General features: G+C 56.8%; 28 protein-coding genes. 15 read left to right on the top strand and 13 right to left on the bottom strand.

Annotated features, from left to right (window positions below; genetic code table 11):
• Positions 1-455 precede the first annotated feature (455 nt).
• From JJN09_RS04695 to JJN09_RS04675, 5 genes are all read right to left on the bottom strand, one after another.
• Complete coding sequence (locus JJN09_RS04695) at positions 456-704, bottom strand: hypothetical protein (RefSeq protein ID WP_249485960.1); 249 nt, start codon at positions 702-704, stop codon at positions 456-458.
• Entirely contained in the window at positions 701-940 is a 240-nt protein-coding gene (locus JJN09_RS04690) for a hypothetical protein (protein ID WP_249485959.1), read from the bottom strand. Before JJN09_RS04690 ends, JJN09_RS04695 begins: the two co-directional genes overlap by 4 nt.
• A gap of 2 nt (positions 941-942) precedes the next feature.
• Positions 943-1269: a hypothetical protein gene (locus JJN09_RS04685; RefSeq protein ID WP_249485957.1), complete on the bottom strand. Its 327-nt coding sequence runs from the start codon at positions 1267-1269 to the stop codon at positions 943-945.
• Positions 1270-1481: 212 nt separating this feature from the next.
• Positions 1482-1679, bottom strand: a complete 198-nt coding sequence (locus JJN09_RS04680; RefSeq protein ID WP_249485955.1) for a hypothetical protein — start codon at positions 1677-1679, stop codon at positions 1482-1484.
• 388 nt (positions 1680-2067) lie between these two features.
• Positions 2068-2286 carry a hypothetical protein gene (locus tag JJN09_RS04675; protein ID WP_249485954.1) on the bottom strand — a complete coding sequence of 73 codons (219 nt, stop codon included), beginning with the start codon at positions 2284-2286 and terminating at the stop codon, positions 2068-2070.
• Between the two features lie 831 nt (positions 2287-3117).
• Here JJN09_RS04675 and JJN09_RS04670 point away from each other — a divergent pair.
• From JJN09_RS04670 to JJN09_RS04660, 3 genes are all read left to right on the top strand, one after another.
• Positions 3118-3303, top strand: coding sequence for a hypothetical protein (locus JJN09_RS04670; protein ID WP_122707898.1), 186 nt, complete (start codon positions 3118-3120; stop codon positions 3301-3303).
• Between the two features lie 209 nt (positions 3304-3512).
• Positions 3513-4247, top strand: coding sequence for a hypothetical protein (locus tag JJN09_RS04665; RefSeq protein WP_249485953.1), 735 nt, complete (start codon positions 3513-3515; stop codon positions 4245-4247).
• A gap of 149 nt (positions 4248-4396) precedes the next feature.
• A complete protein-coding gene (locus tag JJN09_RS04660) occupies positions 4397-4771 on the top strand; it encodes a hypothetical protein (protein WP_249485952.1) in 375 nt (124 codons plus the stop codon).
• Between the two features lie 53 nt (positions 4772-4824).
• On the opposite strand, the gene JJN09_RS04655 is transcribed toward JJN09_RS04660, so the two are convergent.
• Positions 4825-5445, bottom strand: a complete 621-nt coding sequence (locus tag JJN09_RS04655; RefSeq protein ID WP_249485951.1) for a tyrosine-type recombinase/integrase — start codon at positions 5443-5445, stop codon at positions 4825-4827.
• A 257-nt stretch (positions 5446-5702) separates the two neighbouring features.
• On the opposite strand from JJN09_RS04655, the gene JJN09_RS04650 reads away from it, so the two are divergent.
• Positions 5703-6140: a GNAT family N-acetyltransferase gene (locus JJN09_RS04650; protein ID WP_249485950.1), complete on the top strand. Its 438-nt coding sequence runs from the start codon at positions 5703-5705 to the stop codon at positions 6138-6140.
• A gap of 560 nt (positions 6141-6700) precedes the next feature.
• Here the strand turns inward: JJN09_RS04650 and JJN09_RS04645 are convergent.
• From JJN09_RS04645 to JJN09_RS04635, 3 genes are all read right to left on the bottom strand, one after another.
• On the bottom strand, positions 6701-7408 hold the full coding sequence (locus JJN09_RS04645; RefSeq protein WP_249485949.1) for a PA1136 family autoinducer-binding transcriptional regulator: 708 nt from the start codon (positions 7406-7408) through the stop codon (positions 6701-6703).
• Positions 7409-7416: 8 nt separating this feature from the next.
• Positions 7417-8295: a glyoxalase III HchA gene (hchA, locus tag JJN09_RS04640; RefSeq protein ID WP_249485948.1), complete on the bottom strand. Its 879-nt coding sequence runs from the start codon at positions 8293-8295 to the stop codon at positions 7417-7419.
• A gap of 649 nt (positions 8296-8944) precedes the next feature.
• The gene (locus JJN09_RS04635; protein ID WP_249485947.1) at positions 8945-9505 is read right to left on the bottom strand and encodes a fasciclin domain-containing protein; all 561 of its coding nucleotides are present in this window, start codon (positions 9503-9505) and stop codon (positions 8945-8947) included.
• 568 nt (positions 9506-10073) lie between these two features.
• Here JJN09_RS04635 and JJN09_RS04630 point away from each other — a divergent pair.
• Together JJN09_RS04630 and JJN09_RS04625 are read left to right on the top strand one after the other, a co-directional pair.
• Positions 10074-10280: a DUF3606 domain-containing protein gene (locus JJN09_RS04630; protein WP_249485946.1), complete on the top strand. Its 207-nt coding sequence runs from the start codon at positions 10074-10076 to the stop codon at positions 10278-10280.
• A gap of 277 nt (positions 10281-10557) precedes the next feature.
• Positions 10558-11124: a nucleotidyltransferase family protein gene (locus JJN09_RS04625; protein ID WP_249485945.1), complete on the top strand. Its 567-nt coding sequence runs from the start codon at positions 10558-10560 to the stop codon at positions 11122-11124.
• A 187-nt stretch (positions 11125-11311) separates the two neighbouring features.
• Here the strand turns inward: JJN09_RS04625 and JJN09_RS04620 are convergent, their stop codons facing one another.
• Positions 11312-11899, bottom strand: a complete 588-nt coding sequence (locus tag JJN09_RS04620) for a TetR/AcrR family transcriptional regulator (protein WP_249485944.1) — start codon at positions 11897-11899, stop codon at positions 11312-11314.
• 149 nt (positions 11900-12048) lie between these two features.
• On the opposite strand from JJN09_RS04620, the gene JJN09_RS04615 reads away from it, so the two are divergent.
• The 4 genes from JJN09_RS04615 to JJN09_RS04600 all read left to right on the top strand — a co-directional run bounded on the left by JJN09_RS04615 (position 12049) and on the right by JJN09_RS04600 (position 16007).
• Positions 12049-13149, top strand: coding sequence for an alkene reductase (locus tag JJN09_RS04615; protein ID WP_249485943.1), 1101 nt, complete (start codon positions 12049-12051; stop codon positions 13147-13149).
• A 51-nt stretch (positions 13150-13200) separates the two neighbouring features.
• Entirely contained in the window at positions 13201-13989 is a 789-nt protein-coding gene (locus JJN09_RS04610) for an SDR family oxidoreductase (protein ID WP_249485942.1), read from the top strand.
• Between the two features lie 82 nt (positions 13990-14071).
• On the top strand, positions 14072-14941 hold the full coding sequence (locus JJN09_RS04605) for an alpha/beta fold hydrolase (RefSeq protein ID WP_249485941.1): 870 nt from the start codon (positions 14072-14074) through the stop codon (positions 14939-14941).
• A 67-nt stretch (positions 14942-15008) separates the two neighbouring features.
• Positions 15009-16007 (top strand): NADP-dependent oxidoreductase, encoded by a 999-nt coding sequence (locus JJN09_RS04600; RefSeq protein ID WP_249485940.1) that lies wholly within the window; start codon positions 15009-15011, stop codon positions 16005-16007.
• Positions 16008-16270: 263 nt separating this feature from the next.
• On the opposite strand, the gene JJN09_RS04595 is transcribed toward JJN09_RS04600, so the two are convergent.
• The gene (locus JJN09_RS04595) at positions 16271-16795 is read right to left on the bottom strand and encodes a cyclophilin-like fold protein (protein ID WP_249485939.1); all 525 of its coding nucleotides are present in this window, start codon (positions 16793-16795) and stop codon (positions 16271-16273) included.
• A 36-nt stretch (positions 16796-16831) separates the two neighbouring features.
• Positions 16832-18028, bottom strand: a complete 1197-nt coding sequence (locus tag JJN09_RS04590; RefSeq protein WP_249485938.1) for an MFS transporter — start codon at positions 18026-18028, stop codon at positions 16832-16834.
• A gap of 228 nt (positions 18029-18256) precedes the next feature.
• Here JJN09_RS04590 and JJN09_RS04585 point away from each other — a divergent pair, with 228 nt between their 5' ends.
• The 5 genes from JJN09_RS04585 to JJN09_RS04565 all read left to right on the top strand — a co-directional run bounded on the left by JJN09_RS04585 (position 18257) and on the right by JJN09_RS04565 (position 24385).
• Positions 18257-19189, top strand: a complete 933-nt coding sequence (locus JJN09_RS04585; protein WP_249485937.1) for an AraC family transcriptional regulator — start codon at positions 18257-18259, stop codon at positions 19187-19189.
• 87 nt (positions 19190-19276) lie between these two features.
• On the top strand, positions 19277-19732 hold the full coding sequence (locus JJN09_RS04580; RefSeq protein ID WP_064118102.1) for a (2Fe-2S)-binding protein: 456 nt from the start codon (positions 19277-19279) through the stop codon (positions 19730-19732).
• Positions 19732-21981 (top strand): molybdopterin cofactor-binding domain-containing protein, encoded by a 2250-nt coding sequence (locus JJN09_RS04575; RefSeq protein ID WP_249485936.1) that lies wholly within the window; start codon positions 19732-19734, stop codon positions 21979-21981. The genes JJN09_RS04580 and JJN09_RS04575 overlap by 1 nt, the downstream gene beginning before the upstream one ends.
• A 17-nt stretch (positions 21982-21998) precedes the next feature.
• Positions 21999-23351: a cytochrome c gene (locus tag JJN09_RS04570; RefSeq protein ID WP_249485935.1), complete on the top strand. Its 1353-nt coding sequence runs from the start codon at positions 21999-22001 to the stop codon at positions 23349-23351.
• A gap of 11 nt (positions 23352-23362) precedes the next feature.
• Positions 23363-24385: an XdhC family protein gene (locus JJN09_RS04565; RefSeq protein ID WP_249485934.1), complete on the top strand. Its 1023-nt coding sequence runs from the start codon at positions 23363-23365 to the stop codon at positions 24383-24385.
• Positions 24386-24421: 36 nt separating this feature from the next.
• On the opposite strand, the gene JJN09_RS04560 is transcribed toward JJN09_RS04565, so the two are convergent.
• Positions 24422-25024 carry a terminase small subunit gene (locus tag JJN09_RS04560; RefSeq protein ID WP_249485933.1) on the bottom strand — a complete coding sequence of 201 codons (603 nt, stop codon included), beginning with the start codon at positions 25022-25024 and terminating at the stop codon, positions 24422-24424.
• Between the last annotated feature and the right edge of the window lie 142 nt (positions 25025-25166).

The raw sequence follows: 25166 nt of genomic DNA, 5'->3' as shown, positions 1-25166 counted from the left end.
CAGCGTCATTGAAGCAGCGAGACGCTTCGGCAATTGGCGTGCTTCCCGCGTGACTCAATATGGCCATCAACGACTACATGAATTTCTTTTTCTTACGGTTGCTTTTCTATTCTCACACGATAGATGTCTCGTATTGGTCGCGAGGCAGAGCTTTGCTTCACCCCCCCTTCTCTCGTCGCTACTGGCGGCTTAAGGCCAACATTAATCGGTCTCTCCGTTCAATCCTTTGGCGTCTTGTGGTCTGTCGCGGCCCTAGATTTGCCCTCAACATAATTGTGAGCACGCCGATCCCGCTACCTGGATCGGAGGTCGGTGGTTAGCAGACGTTAGCGAGTGACTGCTCACTACCCAGCTAGGGGTGTCCCCCATAAGCAGGCGCTCATGACCGACCGCTTCCGGCCAATAGCTGTCGCTCACGAGCGACGTTTTTCGGCCAATAACTTAGCTCGCGCTGGTCACAACGCCACACCGAATCCGCGCAGGCCCACGCTGTCGGCAAAACGCCCGACGGCGGTCAGGCTGGCCCAGGTACGCAGCGTCTCACGGCGCGAGCGCACTGGCACCCAGCGGGCGCCACTGCTGCCCAGGCGAATCGACAAGCCCCAGTCGGGGCCACCATCGATTCTGGCCACCAGGCATTCGCGCACCGCGTGCTGCCCAATCAAGGCACGCAGGACGTCTTCATGGATCGCCTCGCCGATCATCCGCCCAGCTCCACATAGCGGTTGTGAGCGGCCGCTTCTAGCACGATAGAGAGGTGTTCGACGTCGACCGCGTTGAGCGCATTTAAGGTTTCGATGCCCAGGACAAACCCTTCGGCGCGGCCCGTGTCGCGCAGCAGTTCGCCTAGGCCGTTCGCGTTATTGATCGCGGCCAGTAACTTGGACGCTTGGGCGCGAATGGCGCCCGGCAAGTTCAGCCCGGATAATGTCTCATTCATGCTCACTCCCATTTCCAGCCGTTGAGGTTCGCCGGCGGTTCAGACGGTAGTTCGTACTGTTCAACATCGATCAGCAGCCAGCCGCCGTCGAGTTGATTGCTGCCGTCGACGATCGGCCCCTGCAGCAGCAGTCCGCCGGGCAACACCACCTGCACGGCATTGGCTTCCTTCGGGCCTTGCAGGTAACGGTCGAATTCCACGCGAAAGCGCATCGGATTGACGTTGCGCACTCGGATATTCAGCTTCAGGGTGGTCAGCTCGTTCGCTGGCTGGCCTCGGTACAGGGCCAACACCCCGACCATCGCCAAGCCTTCATAGGCGTAAGACATAAACCCAAATCCTGTTTCCGTGAGATCGGCCTGGGTATTTTCCAGGCTGCTACGGGTCGGTAGACCAGTCCCGGCGGTGGTGGTTTCCGTGGCCCCACAAAAAGGCCCCCACACCTGACTCAAGTGTGGGGGCCGATTGAACATAAACGGCGTTATGTCTACCTGCCTTCCTAGGCAATAATCGACCTATAGGAGGGACAATATTTACCGGTTTACGAATGGGTGTAGCGCCGATAAAGATTTTCCAGCTCCTTCTGGTACTGGTCACCCGTAAACTTGGATCTGATTTTACCGATAGCGTCTGCCGCCTCAGTGGCCGTCTGTACGTCGTCCCGACCGTTTTTCTCCGCCCACTCTCTTGCTGCCTTGATGACGGACACTTCCGTTATATTCATGATTGCGCTCGGCATGCTTTCTCCGTCTGACGCTGCTATCTGCTGATCAGTTCAACAGTAAAATGCTGTCGATAAATGAACAGAAAAATTCGACGACCTGGTCGACTGAGATTGATGTAGCTGGCCAGACTAAGGTTAAAAGTTCGGCCCATTTGAGGCAACTGGCATCCTTGCAGAGCTCAGCTACAGTTATCACCAGCTGAAGGATCAGCGCCCTTTGATGTGAGTTCCCCAAGCCCGCTTATGCGGGCTTTTCCATTTTGGACAAAAGCAGTTGTACGGATTAACTGCCTAGAGTCGGTTTCCCCGTCGCACCTTCACTCACGGGCGAAAATGATCGTTCGCGTTCGACCAATTTCGATTCCTAGATCTCATCTGCGTTTGCAGAATCCTGACCGTTTCGCTAGGACTGCCGTAGCCTCAGGATCGCATGTGTCAGTGCTTGTGCATTTGAATCCAGGGTCTCCATGGCCATGCTTGCATTCAAGGCAACATCTTCTACGCCATTCTCTGAAAGCCATTTCGTAAGCTCATCTATCGCGGCTCCGATCGCGTGCTGGTTGTGTAGCAGCAAGGTCAGCGCATCCGCCGTGGCAATGTTGGATTCAGAGTTATTTGGCATGGGATCCGTCCTGGAGTGAGTGGCTTGGAGAGCCTAGTTCATCCGTCCGGATCATAAAGGCCTAAGGCTCATTCAGTTGCCTTCTTTTCGCACCAGAACAGTGCGCCAGTCCCATATCAGTCCCATGGGGCTATTTTTCAGACGCCAAAAACCACAAACCCCCGACTTTCTCTAGGAAAATCAGGGGTTTGCGTTTACTGAATGTGGCGGTGAAGGAGAGATTCGAACTCCAACCATCACCAATGCTGTTCGGGAATCATCGTCACTGTCCGCTTATGGTCGAAAGCAGCCGTTCGTGAGCGGCAGCTTTCGGCCAGAAGCGGACGCTGTCAGTGAAATTCAGCGTTAGCGTTAACGAGCCGGCAGGGATGATGCGTTAACCACTTAGCCCACCCTTCTGGGTCTCATTATCCGCCACACTAATGCCGCGGTGATAAATGCACCAATTACGGCTCCTGGCATGACAACGAAGAGCCCCAGTAAGCCAAGACCAAAGTCATCTGCTAACTCAGCTCTTGATTTGGCTCCCGTGCTCGCCATTTCAAACATCACGACTGCTTCACCAAGCAACCAGTAGGCCGAAGGGAGTGCTATGAGAAAGGCCAGTATAGTGATTGCGGCACGCTTATACATTCTGAAAGCCTAACGATGAGGGTTTACTGAATTCAGTATAAACCAGGCAGCTCCTGGCCGAGCAGCAGCCAAAAGCGAATGGCCGCTATGCGTCGCGGGGGCTGCTTTGGGTCGATGGCAGCCCTCCGTGACAGGCAGAAAGCGGCCAGAAGCGGACGTTCTGACGCTCCTAGGAAAACCGACAACGAGAAAGGGTTAATGGACTTCATTATCGATTTGATAGCGCATCGCATTGGCGTGTTTGTTCTGGGCTTGCTGAGTGGCGGCCGTTTCAAGGGTGAGAGTGGTTTTGCCTGGGGCTGGGCAGTCGTCGTCGGCGGGCTGATTCTGCTATCTCCATTCGCAGCGTTCATAACCTTGCTCATCTATACCAGTGGCCTGTGAATTCATGTCTGTCATGGGTCGATAACTGCTCATCGCGACAGGCACCAATCGGCCAGAAGCTGTCATTCCAATGTGCCATTGGAAGCAGAGCCGATTCACTTAATTGTGGTTCGTGCCGAGACTACGACTACTATCCGCAGTTGGTGCTCTTCCATACCCCGCGCTACGCTCAACACCTTCGGAATTCCTTCCGCAATGGAACGGCCGTCATGGTACATAGCCGCATTTCATCCCTCACTTCCTTCGTAAAAACCACATTCCAGAGCAGAGCAGCGAACTCGTCCCGGAAAGTTATCCAGCAAGCCCAGCAAGAGCGTTCTGCACCATTTTATATCTTCAGGCGGATAGTCTTCTGCGTGGCGATGGCAATGACGACGTTGTGCTTCGCGCAAAACTCCGGCGAACAGTTCACTCGCTTCTCCAACTTCGCCCTTGGCTCAGGAACCCTCGCCGACATCGCTGCGATCGTTGCACCGGTCAAGATAAGGAAGACTGGCGAAGCCGGTGAATTCATGGCCTCGATTTGTTACCGCACACCGGAGGGGTTCGCCGCGTTCCTCGCCGGTGAAATGGATGGGCCAGAGAACTCGCTGGGAGGTTTTTGGGTCTCCCGCGATGAGGTAAGAGGCCCCTGCGCGCTCTGGCCAGCGGACAAATCCCCTCCATCATTGGTCATTGGGGCGGTTCACCTTGACATGACGTTCAGTGAGTTCAAGCGAGTCGTCAACCGTCCGATAATATGGACCAGTAACTGGGCCACAGTTACCTTTGAGAGTATCCGTAAGCTTTCACCAGATGAGTTAGCTCGGCTGCCACCCGAAGTTTCGACCATGTTGAAACAGGGGCAGCACCAGGATTACATGGATGTAATTGTGAGTATTTCTGCGAGCTTCTCAAAAGGACATTTGCAGCAGTTCCGAATCTGGAAAACTGAGAGCATGTGAAGGTGCGCTAAATCGGACCTTGCTTTCCTAGACAACGTCGAGGGCCCAAGTGATGCTCAATCCTTAAGGGTGCTTCACCGGCGGTATTGGGTCGATTGCGGCCCATCGTGACACGCTACAATCGGCCAGAAGGAGTCATCTTAGGTCGAATGGCTGCTCCAGATCCCAAGAGCAACTCCATCACCATTATCAGTCGAAGGGAAATGATGAGCGACGAATTCAGCTATGTTTGGTTATTGCCACTGCTTGAAAAGCCTTTCGAAGCAGCGGCAATCGAATTGCCTGACGCGGTAAGAATCTTGCAGAAAAAGTACACGCTGCCTGCCGAGATATCCCTGCAACCATTAGTGCTCACGGCATTGGTTTCACATTCCGAGTACTGGGCGGGATTAGCGCTTCAATGGCTAGAACATGGCTTTCCTTTGGATTTCGAACTTACTGAAACGTTGGCTTTTTGCGCCGAAAATAAAGCCATCCCTCAATCTCTTCGCCACAAAGCACGCAGACTTGCCCACCGAAAGTAAATGACAGCTATAGTCGGGTAGCGACGGTCTAGAATCAACCGTCGCGATGGTGGTCAAACCTCGGTCTGTTCTGCCATTTCCAAAGCGTCATCGACTTCGATTCCCAGGTATCTGACGGTGCTTTCAAGCTTCGTATGACCAAGCAAGAGCTGAATAGCTCTAAGATTCCTCGTCCTGCGATAAATCAGAGTGACCTTGGTTCGCCTCAGCGAGTGAGTACCGTACATGGTTGGGTCAAGGCCAATAGTCGTCACCCAAGCTTTGACTATCCGAGCATATTGCCTGGTAGATAGATGCTCTGATCCGCGCAGTCGACTGGTAAACAGGAAGTCCTCGCTGCGAAGGCACGCCTGATGCATCCAAACCTCCAGAACCGTTCGAGTTTGTTCAGTAATTTCAAATTGCACGGGATGACGGGTTTTCTGCTGCATCACGATAGCGCGTGATGACACGTGCTCCCCATGAGCTATGTCTCGTACTCGCAGCTTGGTTAAGTCACAGGCGCGCAGCTTGCTGTCGATAGCCAAATTGAACAGCGCCAAATCCCTCGTCTTCTCAGCAAGCTGAAGCCTCACTCGGATCGCCCAGATATCCCTAACTCGGAGCGGAGCTTTCTGCCCCACAAGCTTTCCCTTATTCCATGGTTGATGCCGATATTTAGCAATGGTGGTCATGGTGGTGTCCTCCACGATGGTGGAGGGTTAGGGTGGATCAGTCGATCGGTACTATTGTCGCTATTCGGCCAGAAGCAGACCATGGACACGCAGCTAATACGTCAGTAATGTGCAAAGTAATATGTCGCTTCCCCCCCCCTTCTTGATGTCGCGTTTACAACGTCGATTTTTTGATTTCTCAAGGGATTACGCATGAACATCGGATGTTATGCCAAAAGCCGTTCGGCATCTAAAAGTTGAATTTAAGGAGCAATAAAGTGGAAATTAAGATTGATATACTGGATTCTCCAACAGAAAAGGATAAAGGAGTTCTGAATAATAGATTTTCAGAGTATCTTCGAATTCAATATCCAAATCTGCCACCAGAATCGGAAGATAAAATATTTATGGTGGTTGCACACGATGAAGTAGGCGAGTACATCGGTGCAATAAGCTGTAATTGTTACTGGGATGGCTTAGAAATTGACACCTTTTGGGTTAAGGAATCTCATCGCGGTAAAAAAGTAGGATCTATGCTTTTGGAAAAAGCAGAAGCGATTGGTGCCAACAATGGGGCAGTAGTTGCATTCTTAAAAACCGTTGATGCTAAAAAATTCTATGAACGGCATGGATATGAGATTTATGGTGTTCTTGAGGATCGCCCAATCGGGACTAACCTGTATCATTTAAAAAAACGGCTAGTAAAACATGCATAACAACGGGTTCAAATCGTTCACTTCGCTCAATGGGACGGGCTAAAGCCCCCCTTAACCAAATGCTGGTCAGAGTCCGCTATGGGTCGGTAGCGGTCGCTTGTGAACGTCCGCTTCTGGCCGTTAGCGGCCGTACCGAGTGACAATTACACACAATCAAAGCGGAATATTTTTTGCCATAACTCATTGAAATTGCTTGTTTTTTTCATGGACTTGAAAACCGTCGACTGTAACAGGTCCATGAGTTCGAATCCCATCGCCTCCGCCATATTTGATACGACAAAGCCCTGATTTTTCGGGGCTTTGTCGTTTCTGGTATTTAGAAATTATGTTCCTCCCTCTCTGGATCGTTTCCGCATCTTTTCGGTCATTTCCGCACCCCTACCCTTCCGACATCGCTTGTTCGACCTCGACAAGCAGGGAGATGTGGCTGTCTACCAGCTTTCGGCCAAAAGCAGACACTCGTGAACAATCCTCATAAGCCAAAAAACCAGCATTACGACCACAGTCTGCTCAAAGTCGATTATCGCGGCTGTTTCTATTTTTCAGTCTTACCAAACTCCTCAGTCGCCAAGGTCACCCTTGAGAATGGCGATTTTGATTGCTTGAGCTGTCGTCGCCACGCCAAGGCGACGCCGAGCCGCGCGCAAATGGTTTTCTATGGTTCTCTCCGACAACCCGAGCGCTGCGGCTATATCGGCCTGACGTCGTCCCGCAGCCGTCCAGGCCAACACTTCGCGTTCTCGGCCTGAGAGCTGCCGGACCACGTCTTCGCTTGGCACTTCCAGCAAACGGCGAGCGGAAAAAAAAGCCGCTGTGGCAACGAGCCCCAACAACAGGCGAACTTCAGGACTGGTGTCTACCTGCTCCCCGCCCAGGCTCATGGCGCCCTCCAGCCCCAAAGGGCCAAAAACGGGTACCTGCAAGCCGTGCGGGCCTTCACCGACCGGACGGCGAACGACACGATAACTCCCCCCGCTTTCACATCGGGTTTTCGTCCAGAAGAAGGGGTCGCGAGCCTCAAGGATGTGACGGGTGACCGGGCAATGCCGAACGTAGGTTTCGGCATCGACACCCTGGCCATTGCCAAACCAGTCCCCTTCGACCCAATAGACGCGCTCGACCACGTCGTCCCGTGCGGATGAGGCGGAAAACAGGACGAAACGGTCGTAGCCCAAAGGTTTGGTAAAGAACCGGACGGCCTTCTGGATCGATGAGAGCGCCGATGCGCGCTCTATTTCCAGGATGATTCGCAGGGCTGCCTCGGCCAAACCGGGAGTCACTGTCCAGCGGCCTCTTTCAACAGTGCGGCCGCCGCCAGCTTGCCAAGTGCGTTACCCGCCAATGGGCTATCGCCCGTCAGCATCTTGCGATCCTGATGGACTGCACCGGAGATATCTTTGTTGATGATCTCAAAGCCCAGTGCCGTAAGTTGCTCACCGAACTTCCACGTCAGGTGACCCGGCATGTAGCCGATGTCGGGAGTCTTGGCATCCAGGTCGTCAGGGAACGCACAGATCTTGTAGCCCTTGAAGATGAAGGAGTCGTTGTTTTCACCCATTCCCGCGGCCAGCAACGCCGCCGGTCCGTGGCACAACGAGATCACGAACTTGTTGTTCCCGGCCGCCCACTCAAGCACCTTTTTCACATCCGCACTCTGCGGCAAACCAATCAGTGCGCCGTGACCTCCGGGGATGAAAACACCGATATAGTCGGAATCATTGCCGAGTGCTTTGTCGATCACCTCAGCCAGTTTCATAGGTTGCTTGAACTGATCACGGTACCTGGCATAAAACCCCTTCACTTCCGCATCTTCGGAGGGCATCGCCCAGAATTCGAACTTGACCGGATTACCCGACAAAGTCGCGATGTCGAACGTGAACCCTGCTTTTTCCAGGTGGTACATGGGCAGCAGGGTTTCCACGGGATGGTTGCCTGTCGAGAACATCGTACCGTTATCGGTCAAGAGGTACCGCTCATCCGCTCCAATCACCAGCACCTTCCAGCGTCCGCCCTTATAGGGACTGGGGTAGTCAGCACCGCTGAGATCGGATTTTGGAGAAGTGAACTGGCTAAGCGAATAGGGCGAAGGGAAAAACGCATTATCCTCAGCTGGGTCCTGGTTTGGGCGCTTGTCTTCGGCGTTTGTATTGGTCATGGCTTACTCCGTCGTGCTGAGCGAATACCGTTGCAATACTAGAAGGCTGATATACCAGCAGCAATGCGGGTTTTCCCTCAATCGAAAATCCTGATATCAACGTCTGGATCTCTAAGTCGAAAAAAGTTTAGCTCAGCAAAAGTCGGGGCACTGAAATCAAATTGGCAGTCGAAAGTGCGGATCGCTGGATACTGCCAATCGACTGCTGAATTGAGGTGGAACTCATATGTGATGGGCGCCCATGTCGTGGCGCAGTACATTAGTGCCAGTCGTACGGCTGAAATCGGCCTAGGGACGATTTACTGGAGGCGGCCGCAACGACCGCGAAGCAGCCCGAGATCTACTTCAGGGGCTTTTCACGCTGTTCCAGATACCTTCCGAACATACTGACAATAGTGACGACGAGTACAAGTGCCAATGCGCAGAGCCCGTACTTCACGTCAAATTTTAGCCCCCACATGATCATCAAACCCAGTGCGCAGAAGATACACAGTATCTGGGTGTTGTAGACGATTCCGGCAGTTGAAATAACCCGCATAACCTTCCCCCCGAAGACTCCTGATCCTGCTCACCGTAGGATAGCTGAGCAAGACCAGTGTCCTTCACCAGAAAACGAAACTGCTCTCTATGGGCCGCGAGTTCACATCATCTACTTCGGCATCAGAACCGTATCGACGACGTGTATAACACCATTAGCCTGCATGACGTCCGCGATGGTAATGGCTGCTTTACCGCCTTTTGCATCCTCCACCCACAATTTGCCATCGTGCAACCAGACCGTCAGGGCCTCACCTTGAACGGTCGTCAGCATGACCTTGCCACCATGCATTTTGGCGTCATCCATCAATTGCTTGGCAGTATGAGTACCGGGCACCACATGGTAAGTGAGGATTTTGGTCAGATCGGCTTTGTGCTCCGGTTTGACCAGCGTGTCGACTGTTCCAGCGGGTAACTTGGCGAATGCTTCGTTGGTTGGGGCAAAGACGGTAAACGGTCCTTTGCTGTTGAGTGTGTCGACCAGACCGGCGGCTTTGACCGCTGCAACAAGCGTCGTATGGTCTTTAGAGTTTACTGCGTTCTCTACGATGGTCTTATTTGGATACATGGCAGCGCCGCCAACCATCACTGTATCCGCAGCAAAGCTAAGTCCGGTGTTGATGCATAGAAGGGTAAAACAGGCAATCGCAAAGCTTTTGATGAGCGTGTGCATGATTCGTCTCCTGGATTATTCAACCCCTCGTATGAGGGGTGACGGATTTACGGAGGAGACTCCAAACTGGATGCACGCTTATGGAAATAATTTTTAGTTGCTTTGAATAGAGCCTGGTTTGATAGGCGCCAGTGAGCGGCAGCTTCTGGCCGATTGCCGCCGACCGCTTTCGGTCAATAGCGGACGTTCGCACGCACCGCTACCGGCCAAAGCAGACGTTTGCCGGCGAGGACTTACCGACAGGGTATCTATAACCCGTCTCGCTTGGCGGGTTTTTATCGCGTATCACATACCCTCTATGCTCATAAGGCTGATTCGCGTAACAGTTAATGGTCGAAAGCATTCGAGCACGGACGCCCGCTTCCAGCCAAAAGTAGACGTTTGTGATCGACTGCTCCCTCTAATATCTGGTCTTCACCTAGACATCGCCTGGCGCCCGCTGGAGGTAAATGGGCACGAATCGTGTGTGATAATACCAAGAGCACATTTGGGAATAATTTCCAAAGACGTCGAAATTTACTTTGTTTCGGCTATCCTGTTAAAAAACGAGCAGATCACGGACGAATCTATGCAGCAGCAAAACATCCCGGGTGGTATTGACGAGATCAGAATCAACGTTGGTGACATGTTCGAGCTCAAGTTTTGGGCCAAAAGATTTGACGTAACTCCGACTGAGCTCAAATCAGTAGTTAAAAGTGTGGGCGATGTCCCAAGCGCGGTACGCAGCCAAATCGAAATGTTCAAGAAAAATCTGAGCCCACAACGCGCGGTCTAGCTTGATTCAATCAGACGCAGTGTGTAGGCCCGAAGGTTTGGGGCGTTTTGGATGAGCGTCACATCACCGTCAACTAAATCACCCTGGGTTGATAGATGTCATTGAGCGGCGGCTTCTGGCCGATTGCTGCCTGTCCGGAAGGACTGCATCCGACCCGGAGCTGACATTAGCCATCGCCCGCATCCGCCCCAAAACCGGCAGTTACTTAAATGTTTTGTACCACGGCACCGCAACGACGGCATACTGACTTTTTAACGTTGGCCAACGTGAGTTTTGAATGGACAATATTTCAAAAATCCAATCAATTATTTCAGATGACCCCATTCGTAGGCGAGTACTTAAAATTGTTCACTCGCTTAAATTGCCAGATTGTTGGATAGGAGCGGGTTTCGTACGGAACGCGGTTTGGGATCATTTGCACGGGCGCGTTTCGTCTCCATTTTCAACAGACATTGATGTCATCTGGTTCGATGCCGAATGCTACACCCCCGAGGAAGATGAAGCGTTGGAGGCTATCCTTAAGGGTTTAGAACCGTCCGCAAATTGGTCTGTAAAGAACCAATCGCGAATGCATATACAGAACGGTGACGAACCGTACCTTTGTAGTATCGACGCAATGCGCTACTGGCCTGAAACCGCAACGGCGGTAGCTGCAAGACTGCAAGGCGGAGGCTTATGCGAGATCGCTGCTCCGCTGGGAGTTGATGACCTTTTGGGGTTGGTTGTCAGGCCAGCGGGCAGATTTGCCACAGAAAAAAAAGCGATCTTTCAAGACCGCTTCAAGTCCAAAAAATGGATGAAGATGTGGCCGCTGCTCACGCTTGCGCCAGTAGCGGAAAATTAAGATTACCTAGACGTGAGCCGTCATCGTTCATGAATGGCTGCTTCTGGCCGAAACCAGCCGCTCCCGAACGATCGCAACCAGCCAAAAGCCGTCATTCGTGATCCATAGTTTTGGAATCAAATTGACTTTCTGTTACCAGCATCAACATCGCACTTCACTGAAACTACGCTTTGAATGAGCGCCCTCTCTACACCGGCTCCACGTCATCGACCGGCAATGAAGCAAGCATTTCTGCCCGGCACACCTCAAGGATTTCATCAGCAAGTGCGGAGTCATCCGGGCAAGCGCGCGACAAAATAATCGCGCCGACGGCCCGCGACAGTAGGTAGATCATTTTCTTTCTGCCCTCACCCTCCGCGGCATCCGGCCCTGTCGGATATTTTTCCCCGAGGGTTTGCAGGGTGTGTTCAATGCCTTCGGCAAACGTCGCTTTCACATCGTCCGTCTGACGCGCCGCGTCGCCACACAACGCGGCCATAGTGCAACCGCTGCCGCGTCCGTCGCGATGTTCTCTGTTCACATAGACGTTGATGAAACCGGGAACATCAAGCGCCTGGGCACCTGTCAACGATTTGCCAAGACTGCAGGCAGAGGCTTCGGCCATCAGGTCGGCCTTCGAACCGAAATGCTTGTAGAAGCCACCATGGGTGAACCCGGCAGCCGCCATGAGATCCGCCACACCGACGCCGTCAAAGCCGCGCTCACGGAACAGCTCGGAGGCCGTTTCAACGATGTGCTCTCGATTGGCCTGCGCCTTGGCCTTGGTCACTCTCACGTGCAATACCTCGTGTTTACCGGGAGATCATGCGCCCAATCATACATAGATGTCGGTCATAATCAAAACCATTGACAGTTTAGATTTCGATCATCATCCTAATTGAACGCACCACCGATCTCCATCAACGGGCACGGAAGAAACTCCAGATGACCAACCAGAACCTGTTCACCCCTTACACCCTTGGTAGCCTCGCGCTGTCGAACCGCGTCGTTCTCGCACCGCTGACACGCAACCGCGCAGGACAGGGCTTTGTTCCCAGTGAGTTCGCGGCCGCCTATTACAGCCAACGCGCCAGCGCCGGCTTGCTGATCAGCGAAGCTACACAGATTTCTCGACAGGGCCAGGGTTATCAGGACACCCCCGGGATCTACACACAGGCGCAGATCCATGGCTGGCGCACAGTCACCGATGCCGTCCACGCCAAGGGTGGAAAAATCTTTCTGCAGATATGGCATGTCGGCCGCGTCTCACACGTTGATCTGCAAGCAAATGGCGCCGCACCGGTGGCCCCTTCCGCGTTGCGTGCCGCGACCAAAGTGTTCGTCAATAACCGCTTTGAAGACGTCTCCGAGCCCCGCGCGCTGGACATCAGCGAACTGCCGGGGATCGTCACCGATTTTCGCCAGGCTGCGGCCAACGCTGTCGCCGCCGGCTTCGATGGCGTAGAGATTCACGGTGCAAACGGCTACTTGCTGGATCAGTTCCTCAAGGACAGTGCCAATCTGCGTACCGATGCTTACGGCGGTTCGATTGAAAATCGTGCGCGTCTGTTGCTCGAAGTGACGGCGGCCGTCATCGATGAAATTGGCGCAGATCGCACCGGTGTGCGCTTGTCTCCGGTGTCGCCAGCCAATGGCGTTTCCAGCAGCGATCCGCAGGCGCAATTCGATTACGTCGTCGAGCAACTCGACGCCCTCGGTGTGGTTTATCTGCACGTAGTTGAAGGCGCGACCGGCGGCCCGCGCGACGTGGCGCCATTCGATTTCGATGCCCTGCGCCAGCGTTTCAAAAACACCTACATCGCCAACAACGGCTATGACCTGGACCTGGCGACTGCGAGGCTCGCCGAAGACCAGGCCGATCTGATCGCCTTCGGTCGTCCCTTCATTGGCAACCCGGATCTGGTGGAGCGCCTCAAGCTTGGCGCGCCGTTGTCCGCGTTCAATCCCGCCACCCTCTATGGCGGCGGCGCGGCGGGCTACATCGACTACCCGACGCTGGCTGAATCGAGCGCTAACGCAAGCTGAGTAATCAGTGAACGCGCCTTCTGTTTCTCACATCATGAAAGAGAGATTCCCATGAGCACTCGCCCTACTGTTCTGATCACTGGCGCCTCCACCGGCATTGGCGCTGTCTACGCCGCGCGTTTCGCGCAACGCGGTCACGATCTGGTACTGGTCGCCCGCGATCAGGCTCGCCTGGACGCACTTGCAGCGCGCCTGCGCAGCGAGCACGACGTCGCCGTCGATGTGATTCAGGCGGACCTGACCCAACTCGGCGATCTGACCACCGTTGAAAGCCGCCTGCGCGACGACGCCCGCATCGGCATCCTCGTCAATAACGCCGGGGCCGCACTGTCCGGCAACTTCATCGACCAAAGCACCGACAGCATCGCGCAACTGGTCGCCCTCAACACCACGGCGCTGGTGCGGCTCGCCAGCGCCATCGCGCCACGCCTGGCCAAGGCCGGTGAAGGCGCAATCATCAACATCGGTTCGGTGGTAGGCCTGGCGCCGGAGTTCGGCATGACAGTCTACGGTGCGACCAAGGCCTTCGTGCTGTTCCTGTCCCAGGGACTGAGCCTGGAACTTTCGCCTCAGGGCGTCTACGTGCAGGCCGTATTGCCCGCCGCCACCCGCACGGAGATCTGGGATCGCTCCGGCATCGACATCAACACCTTGAACGAAATCATGGAAGTGGACGATCTGGTAGATGCGGCACTGGTCGGTTTCGATCGTCGCGAACCTGTGACCATCCCGCCGCTGCAAGAAGCTGAGCGCTGGGATGACCTGCAGGGCGCACGTCAGAGCCTGCTGGAGCAAATCCGCCAGTCTGCGGTTGCCCAGCGCTACCAGACTCCACAGTGATTTTTTGGTAGCGAGCATTCGCGCCGGATTCGATGCAGACGCATAGCACTGTATCGAATCCATCCCGCTGTCCGGAGTAACAATGAATTCAATGCAGACACATTCCCGTTCGGGTTCGCCGGCGTCATTCATCGACGCGGCGAACCAGTCGATCACGGTCAACGGCATTCCCTTCGCCTACCGCGACACCGGGCCCGCAACCGGTGTGCCCCTCGTACTGTTCAACCATTGGGGCGCAGTGCTGGACAACTTCGACCCCGCGATTATCGATGGCTTGGCGCAAACCAGACGCGTCATCACCACCGACTATCGCGGCATTGGCAACTCTGCTGGAACCGCGCCACTGACGGTGGGTGAAATGGCCGACGATGCCATCCAACTGATCCAGGCGCTGGGACTGGAAACCGTTGATCTGCTCGGTTTTTCCCTCGGCGGCTTCGTCGCTCAGGACATCGCCCTGAAGGCGCCTGATTTGGTGCGCCGCTTGATTTTGACCGGTACTGGACCGGCCGGCGGCACCGGTATCGACAAGGTCGGCACGGTGTCGTGGCCATTGATCCTCAAAGGCTTGCTGACCCTGCGCGATCCCAAGTTCTACCTTTTCTTCACTTCGACGGCCAATGGACGACGGTCCGCATCGCAGTATTTACGACGCCTCAACGCACGTAAGAAAAATCGCGACAAGGGCCCGACACCCCACGCTTTCCTGCGGCAATTGAAAGCCATCACCGCGTGGGGCAAACAACCGCGGCAAGAGCTCGGACGTTTGCGGACGCCAACGCTGATCGTCAACGGCGACAACGACATCATGGTGCCCAGCGTTAACTCGTTTGAGCTGGCCAGGCTTATCCCCAACGCACAGTTGGTGATTTATGAAGATGCCGGGCACGGCGGCATTTTCCAGCATCACGCTGACTTTGTGGCCAAGGCGCAGGCGTTCCTCGATGCCTGACCACGTCACGTAGCAACACCGCAATGCACCGGCTAGCCTCCTTACAACCATCAAGAGCCGCACCACGATGAAAGCATTTCTGATTGATCGTTATGGCAAGAACCCCGGGCGCATTGGCGAAGCGCCCGCCCCCGCAGTCGGTGCCCACGATGTCTTGATCGAGGTACATGCCAGCAGTGTCAACGTGCTGGATTCGAAGATCAGCAAAGGCGACTTCAAACTGATCCTGCCCTACTCATTTCCATTGATACTGGGCAATGACCTGGCGGGTGTCGTGGTTCAAGTCGGCTCGAAGGTGACACGCTTCAAACCGGGAGACGAGGTATACGCTCGCCCGCCCGAAGCGCGGATCGGGACGTTCGCCCAATTGATCGCCGTGAATGAAAACGCGGTCGCCGTGAAACCTGCCAATACCAACATGGCCCAAGCGGCGTCCCTCCCTTTGGTTGCACTGACCGCCTGGCAAGTACTGGTTGAAACCGCTCGACTGCATAAGGGCCAGAAAGTGCTGATTCACGCGGGTTCCGGCGGCGTCGGCACCATTGCTATTCAGCTTGCCAAACACCTCGGTGCGTTTGTCGCCACAACAACTAGCACCGCCAATATCGAATGGGTCAAGGCGCTGGGGGCCGATCTGGTGATCGACTACACACATCAGAACTTCGAAAGTGTCCTGCATGACTACGACATGGTGCTGAACAGCCTCGGCGCCGACGTGCTGGAGAAGTCGCTCAAGATACTCAAGCCCGGTGGCCAACTCATTTCCATCTCGGGCCCACCCACTGTGCAGTTCGCGCAGGAGCAACGGTTGTCCTGGCCATTGCAGCAAGTCATGCGCCTGCTGAGCCTTGGCATTCGTCGCAAAGCGCGCAAGCAGGATGTCAGCTATGCGTTCGTGTTCATGCAGGCCAATGGCGCTCAACTGCAAGACATCACCGCGCTCGTTGAGGACGGAATCATCAAACCTGTGGTTGACCGTTCCTTCACCTTTGAATCAACGGCAGAGGCATTGAAGTACGTTGAGCAGGGACGAGCCAAGGGCAAGGTCGTTGTTTCGATCAAATGACCGCGCTGCCTACTCATGAACAGACCGTAGAAGTTGCACAGCTTTTACTGATTAAGCGGTCATCATCCGAAGTGATTTCGCCAGAGGCGCTGGAACAGCAGACGCTTCAACCGGATGTTGCGCGGGTTGAACCGTCCGTTATCGTGTGGCGCAGTTTGATGCTTGAGCCATAGGGCGAAACGGGTTGCATGGTTGAGAGTCGAGCATCGGTCGTTCCAACTTTCCCAATCACCGAAAAATGCGCCGAGCCCTCAATACTCAAATTACTCGCTCACCTCTAAACGGACACTGAACTCCCCATCCATCGCTGCAAGCTGCTCAATGCCTGATATAAAACGCCCAAGGTGAACCAGATCACCGGAGCTCTGAAAGCTTCGGTAGTAAACCACCAGATTGCCCCAAGGCGCATACAGCGCGAAATCTCCCACGGAAGGCTTTAGTCCAAAGGATGCCGCCTCGGTTGAGAGCTTCCGGGGTGGATAAGCGATCTTTTCGACATTGTTGTAGTCACTGAACTTCATCGTGAGCGGCAGCATGGACACAAGATCGCGGGAAGCTTGGCTGTCATTGAGTTCCAACACTGCCTCTTGACCTGCAAATTTTAGTTTGACCTTGGTCAGCATCACTGAGTTGTCTTGCATGACAGGCGTCACTTTGCCCGGAGCCATTTGATCAGGGCTTTGGTGCAGCGATGAGCTTTTGGCCATGGCTACATGACTCACCGATGCACAGATTAAAATCGACGAGAGGATCAGCCACGCGGTTGATTGATCGCCACTTCTTTTCATGCCCGTAACCTATCCGTTGAGAGACCTCTGATCTCGTCAGGCTGTCGCGTTCGACTCGACAAGATAAACTTCCATAGCATTGCGCCCGGCCAGCCAGGCAAGCACAGACGCGGCGACCAATACAGCGGCACTAAGCTCGAATGTGGCTTTATAACCGCTCAGATCAAAGGCCAGACCTCCAATGATTGCGCCTGCGGCGATCGCCAATTGGACAATAGCCACGAGCAAGCCGCCTCCAGCCTCTGCATCATCCGGAAGCGTTTGCGCCAGCCATGTCCACCAGCCGACCGGCGCGGCCGTTGCAACCAGGCCCCACAGTCCGAGCAACACGGCGGTCAGCACCGGTGATTTGCCGAAGCTCACTAGTGCCAGCGCGATGGTTGCCATGATCAGCGGGATGACGATCAACGTGCGGTAGAGGCCTCGCGCCATAAACCTTTCGATCAGAAAGGTGCCAATAAACCCTGCCAGTCCCAGCCCCAGCAGCATGAATGACAAGGTTGAGACACTGACGCCGGTCACGGCCTCAAGAAATGGCCGCAGGTAGGTGAACAGCATGAACTGGCCCATGAAAAATACGCTGACAGCGACCATTCCCAAAGCGACTGGTAGCTGCTTCATCAACCGCAGAACGTTGCCGCTGCCTGACTGGCGCTCGGCCTTGAAGGACGGAAGGCTTATCAGCAGCCACACTGCTGCCATCACCGCGACCGGAACCACGCAGAAGAATGCACCGCGCCAGCCGATCAGAGAGCCAAGGAAGCTGCCCGCTGGAGCGGCGATGACCGTCGCCAGCGCGTTACCGCCATTGACGATGGCCAGCGCCCGGGAGACCTGATCAGGCTGCACCAAGCGCATTGCAGTCGCCGCCGACAGTGACCAGAAACCGCCGATCGCAATCCCGATCAGCGCACGTCCAAACATGAATGACGGGTAGCCCGGCGCGAGCGCGACGACCGTACCGGAGACGATCATCAGCAAGGTAAGGCCCAGCAGCAGCTTCTTGCGTTCGATGCGAGCGGCGACCGACGCAATCAACAGGCTGGTGATCAATGCAAAGGCACCGGACACGGAAATCCCCTGCCCGGCCTGGCCTTCGGTGATTTGCAGGTCTGCCGCAATTGGCGTCAGCAGGCTGACCGGCATGAACTCTGAAGCGACCAGGGCGAATGCGGCCAATGACATGGCCAGCACGGCGCTCCAGCCGCGTTTTTCTGTAGAAGGAAAGGTCATGGGAACTACCTGTGGTTCGAAAAACGTGTGGGTGTGATGCGCAGGATCAGCAGTTTGTCTCCAATTCGAACACTGCCCCTGTAACAGATAGACACATTCTCCCGGTCGATCCGGCGCTTCCCTAGTGCATTCCTCTTGAATGCTTGCCTGATCCTCTGGCGATGCAGGGTGATGGATAGGAAACGTCTCGTACGCGGATTAGAGTTCGATCAACAGGAGTGACCCGACATGATCGATACCGACCTGCACCAGGCATCGCCTTTGACGTTGCACATTGACCCGCGCGTGAGCGCGCCGGGCGACTTCGCCACGGCCATACCCGGGCTGTCGCTGTTTCGTCGCGACCAACCAGCGCCCCCCGCCGTGTGCATGATCGAACCCAGCTTGATTCTTGTGGGGCGCGGCGAAAAGCGCTTGTGGGTCGGCGGTGAGGGCTACAGCTATGACCCATCGCGGTTTCTGGTCACGTCGCTGGATCTGCCCGCCAACTCCGAAGTGATGCTCGCCAGTCCCGAACAGCCCTGTGTCGGCCTGGTGCTGAAACTGAATGTAAGCATGCTCGCCGAGGTCATCACCAAGAGCGGCTTGCCGGCCAAGCGGCAACCATCAACGGGCACGGGCGCCGCGATTGGCAGCCTTTCGTCAGCCCTGGAGGGCGCACTCGATCGCCTGCTGGCATTGCTCGATGAACCCGAGGCGATCCCGGTCCTGGCGCCGCTGATTCTGCGAGAGATCCACTATCGGCTGCTCCACACCGACCAAGGCGCACGGCTGCGGCAGATCACTGCCGTCGATGGTCAGGGTTATCGCATTGCCAAGGCGATTGACTGGCTCAAGGTCAACTACAGCGATGCCCTGCGCATCGACGATCTTGCCGCGCGGGTGCAGATGAGCGCGCCGACCTTTCACCACCATTTCCGTCAGCTCACCGGCATGAGCCCGCTGCAGTACCAGAAATGGCTGCGGTTGAACGAGGCCCGGCGATTGATGCTGGTCGAGCGCCTCGACGTCTCGCGCGCAGCGTTTGCGGTCGGCTATGAAAGCCCTTCGCAGTTCAGCCGCGAATATGGCCGGCTGTTCGGCACCGCGCCGAGTCGTGACATCGCCCTTTTGCGCGGGGAGCCATTTGAAGCAGAAGCGCTCGGGACAGTCACGAACTGAACAAACAACCAGCTTCACCGGTGATGCGCCTCGCCGCGTGTCATCGCTCATAACAATGCACGTCAACCGATGATCAGCGGGTGAATCATGGAACTACGAATCAACCAGAAGACCTACCAGGTCGATGCCGACGCCGATACGCCCTTGCTGTGGGTGATCCGCGATGATCTGGGTATGACCGGTACCAAGTACGGCTGTGGATTGGCGCAATGCGGCGCTTGCTCGGTGTTGGTGGATGGCAATGTGGTGCGCTCGTGCGTCACGCCGGTGGCCGGCGTGGTTGGCCGCGAGGTCACCACAATCGAGGCCATTGAAAGCGATGAAGTGGGCAAACGAGTGGTCTCGACCTGGGTCGATTTGCAGGTCGCTCAGTGCGGCTATTGCCAGTCCGGGCAGGTGATGGCCGCTACCGCGCTGCTCAAGCAAAACCCCAAGCCCAGTGATGCGCAAATCGAGGCGGCGATGGTCAATCTGTGCCGCTGCGGAACGTACAACGCCATTCATGCCGCCGTGCATGAGCTGGCCGGCAAGGGAGACGCGTGATGAACGTTCGCATCGAACCTTCACAGCAAGCCTCAGTACTGGATCTGCACGAACCGATCAATGTTTCGCGCAGACGTTTCCTGACCGGTACCGCCGTCGGCGCGCTGGTCCTCGGCTTCGGTCTGCCACTCGGTGCGACGCGCGTGCAGGCTGCCGTTGCGACGACGGCCGAGCGCGGCACGCAAGTGCCGGCGTTTCTCGAAATCCGCCCGGACAACCGCGTGCGTCTGCTCTGCCCGTTTATGGAGGGCGGACAAGGCACGTTCACGGCGATGGCGCAGATTGTCGGTGAGGAACTGGATGCCGACCCGGCATCTTTCCTGGTCGAAGCCGCGCCGCCCGGCGAACCTTATGTGGTGTTGGAAAACGGCATGCGCATCACCGGCGGTAGCATGTCGGTGCGCATGAGTTACCCGGTGATGCGCCGCCTCGGCGCCCTCGCCCGCGCCATGTTGTTGCAGGCGGGCGCGCAGCAACTGGGCGTGCCAGTAAGTGAATTGACCACCGAGCCTGGCAAAGTCGTGCACGCCAAGTCGGGCCGCTCGCTGGCCTACGGTGAACTGGCCGAGCGTGCGATGGATCTGCCGGTTCCTGATCCGGCTTCCGTGAAGCTGCGCGATCCGAGCCAGTTCCGCTGGATCGGCAAACCGGTGAAGCGCCTCGATGCCTACGACAAGTCCACCGGCAAGGCGCTCTACAGCATCGATCTGAAAGTCGACGACATGCTCCATGCTGCTGTTCAACATGCGCCGCGCCTGGGAATGACCGTGGGCAATCTGCGCAACGAAGATCAGGTCAAGGCGATGAAAGGCGTGCATTCCGTGCATCGTCTGCCGGGTGCTGTGGCGGTGGTCGCCGAGCGCTGGTGGCACGCCAAACGTGCGGTCGAGGCGATTCAGGTCGACTGGCAAGAGCCAACGGCCGAGAGCAAAGTGCGGCCGATGCCCGCCGACTTTTCCAGCGATGCCTGGTTCAAGCGCCTCGCTGAAGATAAAAGCCCGGCCAAAGATGATGAAAACGAAGGCGACGTGGCGGCGATTCTCAAGGAGACCAAGACCCGGATCGACGCCACCTACCACAACCAGTACCTGAACCACGGCCAGCTGGAGCCGCCTTCGGCACTGGCCCGATTCAACCCGGACGGTTCGCTGGATGTCTGGCTGCCGAATCAGGCGCCGGACATGTTCCGTGCCGACATCGCCAAACGCACGGGCCTCGATCTTTCGCGCATCACCTTGCACTCACCGCTGCTGGGAGGGTTCTTCGGCCGGCATTTTCTCTACGACTCGGCCAGTCCCTACCCTCAGGCGATCACGCTGGCGAAAGCGGTTGGCCGTCCGGTCAAACTGATCTGGAGTCGCGAAGAAGAGTTCCTGCGTGATGTGCTCCGCCCGGTTGCCGCGGTGAATTTCCGGGCGGCACTGGACAACGACGGCTGGCCGCTGGCAATCGAAGCGATCAGTGCCACCGAAGGCCCGACCGAAGCCCTTGCGGGCAAACAGGGTGAAAAGCTCGATCCAACGGCGCTTGAAGGCTTGTCGGGCAAGTCCTACGCGATCCCCAACAAACGCATCGCACAGATCTACGTCAAAGGCCCGGCCATGCTCGGTTACTGGCGTTCGGTGGGTAATTCCCTCAACGACTTCTTCTATGAATCGTTCCTTGATGAGCTGGCCGACAAGGGCGGCAAAGACCCGTTCGACCTGCGCCTGCATTTGCTGCGTGAGAACAAACGGCTGACCACGTTGTTGCAAGCAGTGGGTGAATTGTCGGGCGGCTGGAAGCGCGGGCCGTTTACCGCCGAGGATGGCAGCAAACGTGCACGCGGCGTGGCCATGGCTTCGCCGTTCGGTACAGAGACGGCGGTAATCGCCGAGGTGTCCATCGAAAACGGTCAGGTCAAGGTGCACGACATCTGGCAGGCGATTGACCCAGGCAGCATCGTCAACCCGGCGATTGTCGAGGCGCAGGTCAATGGCGCCGTGGCGTTGGGACTGTCGCAAACGCTGGTGGAGGAAGCCGTGTGGGTGGATGGCAAACCCCGGGCGCGCAACTACGACTTGTATCCGATCCTGCCGCCTGCGCGGATGGCACGGGTTCATGTGCGTGTGGTCGAGAGCGGGGAAAAAATGGGTGGCATCGGTGAACCGCCATTGCCTGCGGTCGCGCCCGCTGTCGCTAACGCGGTGGCAGCGCTAACCGGTCAGCGGGTGCGCAGCCTGCCCCTGAGCCGACACACCTTCACCTGATCAGCGCCGGAGCATTCATGAATAACAGCCGATTCGCAAGAACCGCTGGCTGGCTGGCCGTGCCGTGTCTGGTCGCGGCAGGCCTGCTGGCCTGGTATGTCACCCGCGAGCCCGTCTCGCGCCTGGAAAACCACCAGATCGCCGTGGCCGACATCGACCCGGCATTGGTTGCTCGGGGCGAATACGTCGCCAGGTTGAGTGATTGCGTGGCCTGTCACAGCGTGCCGGATGGCGCGCCGTTCGCCGGTGGGCTGGAAATGGCCACACCGCTGGGCGCGATCCATGCGACCAATATCACCCCGGACACGGAAACCGGCATCGGCCACTACAGCTTGGCGGACTTCGACCGTGCCGTGCGCCACGGCGTAGCTCCCGACAGTCGCCGGTTATACCCGGCGATGCCCTACCCGTCCTATGCCAAGCTCAGTGACGATGACGTGCGTGCGCTATACGCGTTCTTCATGAAAGGCGTGGCGCCGGTCAAACAGGCGAACATCCCGAGTTCGATTCCGTTTCCGCTGAACTTGCGTTGGCCGATTGCACTGTGGAACGGCGTGTTTGTCGACACCGAGCCTTACGTGACAAAACCGTCGCAGGATGAGCGATGGAACCGCGGCGCTTATCTCGTGCAGGGCGCCGGGCACTGTGGCAGTTGCCACACGCCGCGCAGCCTGGCGTTCAACGAGAAGGCACTGGAGGAGTCCGGCAAGCCATACCTCGCCGGCGCCCTGCTCGATGGCTGGTACGCACCGAGCCTGCGTGATGATCACAACACCGGGCTGGGCCGTTGGAGCGAGCAAGAGATCGTGCAGTTCCTCAAGACCGGTCGCAACCAGCACGCGGTGGTCTACGGCTCGATGACCGAGGCGTTCAACAACTCCACGCAGTTCATGAGCGATGACGATCTGACCGCGATTGCCCACTATCTGAAGTCGCTTCCCGCGGATCGCGAACGAGATGGCGCGCCGTGGCAGTACCAAGCGGTTTCGGCAGCGCAACGTCTGGACTCGCCCGGTGCTCATACCTACGTGACACGCTGTGCGTCTTGCCACGGTCTGGACGGCAAGGGTCAATCGCAATGGATGCCGCCGCTGGCCGGCGCGACTTCTGCACTGGCCAAGGAAAGCGCCTCGGCGATCAACATCACCCTCAATGGCGCGCAACGTGTGGTGGCGGCCGGCGTGCCGGATGCCTATCGCATGCCGGCCTTCCGTGAGCAGCTGTCGGATCAGAAGATCGCCGAAGTACTGACCTTCATGCGCAGCACCTGGGGCAATCAGGGCGGTGCTGTTGATGCACAGACGGTTGGCAAACTGCGTGAGCACACCGATCCGGCCAGTAGCAGCCCGATCATTCTGCAGATGCGTTAGAGGAAAACCTGATGGAGAGCATCGACTTGCTGGTTCTGCGCACAGCGCGGGACTGGCTTGCCGCCGGCGAGCGTGTGTTGCTCGCCACGGTGGCGCGCACCTGGGGTTCATCACCACGGCCAACGGGTTCGATGATGGCTTTGCGTGATGATGGTCGCGTGGTGGGCAGCGTGTCCGGTGGCTGCATCGAAGACGATTTGATCCATCGCTATACCACGGCCCATGGCGGCAGCGCTTTTAGCGACAGCGCGCCGCAAGTGGTGCGCTATGGTGTCAGCGCCGATGAGGCGCATCGCTTCGGCCTGCCCTGCGGTGGCACGCTTGAACTGATTCTGGAGTTCAACCCGGCGTGGCAGTCACTCGACTCGTTGCTAGTACAACTGGACGCCAGGCAACTGGTCCGTCGTCGCCTGAAGTTGGAGTCCGGTAAGGTCATGCTCGAACCAACCGCGACGCCGGAACAATTCAGCTTCGATGGCACGCAGATGCTGAACACCTTGGGACCGGGCTACCGGATGCTGATGATCGGTGCCGGCGCGCTGGCTGAGTATCTGGCCACCATGGCGCTGTTCAACGGTTTCAAGGTGGCGGTGTGCGATCCGCGTCCCGAGTACATCGAGACCTGGGCGGTGGAAGGCGTGGAGCGGATTGTCGGCATGCCGGACGACGTGGTCCGCGACTTCGCGGTCGATCTACGCACCAGCATTGTCGCCTTGAGTCATGACCCCAAACTTGACGATCTGGCCCTGCTCGAAGCACTCCACAGCCCGGCGTTTTACATCGGCGCCATAGGCTCTCGACGCAACAGCCAGCTGCGCCGCGAACGCCTGATCGAACATTTTGGTGAGACCGAAGCGTCGCTTGAGCGACTGCACGGACCGATCGGCCTCTACATCGGTAGCAAGACGCCTGCGGAAATCGCCGTAAGCGTGATGGCCGAGATCCTTGCAGCCAAGAATGGTGCGAGCCTGCCGAGTGGACTCAGCGTCGCCCAAGCAAAACACTCCATTGAGTCTGTGGCCTCCTCATCGTAGAGCGATGCTTAGTTGCCGAAGCCCGGTGCATATTTCTCAGCACTCCGGCAGCGCAAGCCCATAGTCGTCAGTGGAGACTTGAGCCGCCTCGTTGAGTCGCTGGCGCAACGCAGTAGTTAGTTGCCGCTCCACTTCCCAAGGATCCGACATGGCGGCGAGTTGCGGCGCTAACTGCGGCGACAGGCTCATCAAAGAATGATTGAGCGCACGTGCCGTCTCAAAAGCAGCTTTCTGCACAAAGCTGATTTCCACCAGTTCGCCCTGCGCCTTGCGAAACTCCATCTCAGCCATCCGCGCCAAGTAGTGCTCGCGATGTGCACGCGCTTTCTGAAAGTCCGGAGTCTGCCCTTGCGCAGGATCAGCGGGCGGCGGCGCAGCCATGTTAGTCGGCTCGGATTGGGCTGCGACGTGACTGTACACATCACGCTGAAGCCGCTCCTGTTGGTGGCGAGCAGCAACGGCAGCCTTGCTCGGGTCGGCGGTATCGCGGATCAGCGCTTCAGTGGCCAGCACATCGACCTGCTTGCCATTGGGCGACAGCACCAACCGGCCATTCTCTTTCAGCCAGGTGATGTAGCTCGGCGATCGGCCGATGTGCGCAGCGAAGGCGCTCTTTGACAGGTACGTAGCTGTGCTCATAAGCCCTCCTTTCAACGGCTTTTCAATGAATCCTTTCAAGATTTCAGTGGATTGAAATTTCAGTAAGCTGGCGGGCCTCCCACTAACAAGATCCCGCGGGTTTCCGACCCCGTGTCCTTTGGAAGTCCCCAGGGTCCCCGGC

Source organism: Pseudomonas sp. HS6 (assembly GCF_023375815.1).
In the GTDB taxonomy this organism is placed as follows: Bacteria; Pseudomonadota; Gammaproteobacteria; order Pseudomonadales; family Pseudomonadaceae; genus Aquipseudomonas.
This window is presented reverse-complemented; position numbering and strand designations above follow the sequence as displayed.

Bases quoted from the DNA above. Each gene is read 5' to 3' on its own strand.
- JJN09_RS04605 (WP_249485941.1), top strand. From the start codon at position 14,072: ATGAATTCAATGCAGACACATTCCCGTTCGGGTTCGCCGGCGTCATTC.
- JJN09_RS04580 (WP_064118102.1), top strand. From the start codon at position 19,277: ATGGAACTACGAATCAACCAGAAGACCTACCAGGTCGATGCCGACGCC.
- JJN09_RS04560 (WP_249485933.1), bottom strand. From the start codon at position 25,024: ATGAGCACAGCTACGTACCTGTCAAAGAGCGCCTTCGCTGCGCACATC.
- JJN09_RS04570 (WP_249485935.1), top strand. From the start codon at position 21,999: ATGAATAACAGCCGATTCGCAAGAACCGCTGGCTGGCTGGCCGTGCCG.
- JJN09_RS04585 (WP_249485937.1), top strand. From the start codon at position 18,257: ATGATCGATACCGACCTGCACCAGGCATCGCCTTTGACGTTGCACATT.
- JJN09_RS04630 (WP_249485946.1), top strand. From the start codon at position 10,074: ATGCAGCAGCAAAACATCCCGGGTGGTATTGACGAGATCAGAATCAAC.
- JJN09_RS04660 (WP_249485952.1), top strand. From the start codon at position 4,397: ATGGCTGCTCCAGATCCCAAGAGCAACTCCATCACCATTATCAGTCGA.
- JJN09_RS04615 (WP_249485943.1), top strand. From the start codon at position 12,049: ATGACCAACCAGAACCTGTTCACCCCTTACACCCTTGGTAGCCTCGCG.
- JJN09_RS04670 (WP_122707898.1), top strand. From the start codon at position 3,118: ATGGACTTCATTATCGATTTGATAGCGCATCGCATTGGCGTGTTTGTT.
- hchA (WP_249485948.1), bottom strand. From the start codon at position 8,295: ATGACCAATACAAACGCCGAAGACAAGCGCCCAAACCAGGACCCAGCT.
- JJN09_RS04610 (WP_249485942.1), top strand. From the start codon at position 13,201: ATGAGCACTCGCCCTACTGTTCTGATCACTGGCGCCTCCACCGGCATT.
- JJN09_RS04595 (WP_249485939.1), bottom strand. From the start codon at position 16,795: ATGAAAAGAAGTGGCGATCAATCAACCGCGTGGCTGATCCTCTCGTCG.
- JJN09_RS04690 (WP_249485959.1), bottom strand. From the start codon at position 940: ATGAATGAGACATTATCCGGGCTGAACTTGCCGGGCGCCATTCGCGCC.
- JJN09_RS04685 (WP_249485957.1), bottom strand. From the start codon at position 1,269: ATGTCTTACGCCTATGAAGGCTTGGCGATGGTCGGGGTGTTGGCCCTG.
- JJN09_RS04635 (WP_249485947.1), bottom strand. From the start codon at position 9,505: ATGCACACGCTCATCAAAAGCTTTGCGATTGCCTGTTTTACCCTTCTA.
- JJN09_RS04665 (WP_249485953.1), top strand. From the start codon at position 3,513: ATGGTACATAGCCGCATTTCATCCCTCACTTCCTTCGTAAAAACCACA.
- JJN09_RS04575 (WP_249485936.1), top strand. From the start codon at position 19,732: ATGAACGTTCGCATCGAACCTTCACAGCAAGCCTCAGTACTGGATCTG.
- JJN09_RS04655 (WP_249485951.1), bottom strand. From the start codon at position 5,445: ATGACCACCATTGCTAAATATCGGCATCAACCATGGAATAAGGGAAAG.
- JJN09_RS04695 (WP_249485960.1), bottom strand. From the start codon at position 704: ATGATCGGCGAGGCGATCCATGAAGACGTCCTGCGTGCCTTGATTGGG.
- JJN09_RS04675 (WP_249485954.1), bottom strand. From the start codon at position 2,286: ATGCCAAATAACTCTGAATCCAACATTGCCACGGCGGATGCGCTGACC.
- JJN09_RS04600 (WP_249485940.1), top strand. From the start codon at position 15,009: ATGAAAGCATTTCTGATTGATCGTTATGGCAAGAACCCCGGGCGCATT.
- JJN09_RS04565 (WP_249485934.1), top strand. From the start codon at position 23,363: ATGGAGAGCATCGACTTGCTGGTTCTGCGCACAGCGCGGGACTGGCTT.
- JJN09_RS04590 (WP_249485938.1), bottom strand. From the start codon at position 18,028: ATGACCTTTCCTTCTACAGAAAAACGCGGCTGGAGCGCCGTGCTGGCC.
- JJN09_RS04680 (WP_249485955.1), bottom strand. From the start codon at position 1,679: ATGCCGAGCGCAATCATGAATATAACGGAAGTGTCCGTCATCAAGGCA.
- JJN09_RS04625 (WP_249485945.1), top strand. From the start codon at position 10,558: ATGGACAATATTTCAAAAATCCAATCAATTATTTCAGATGACCCCATT.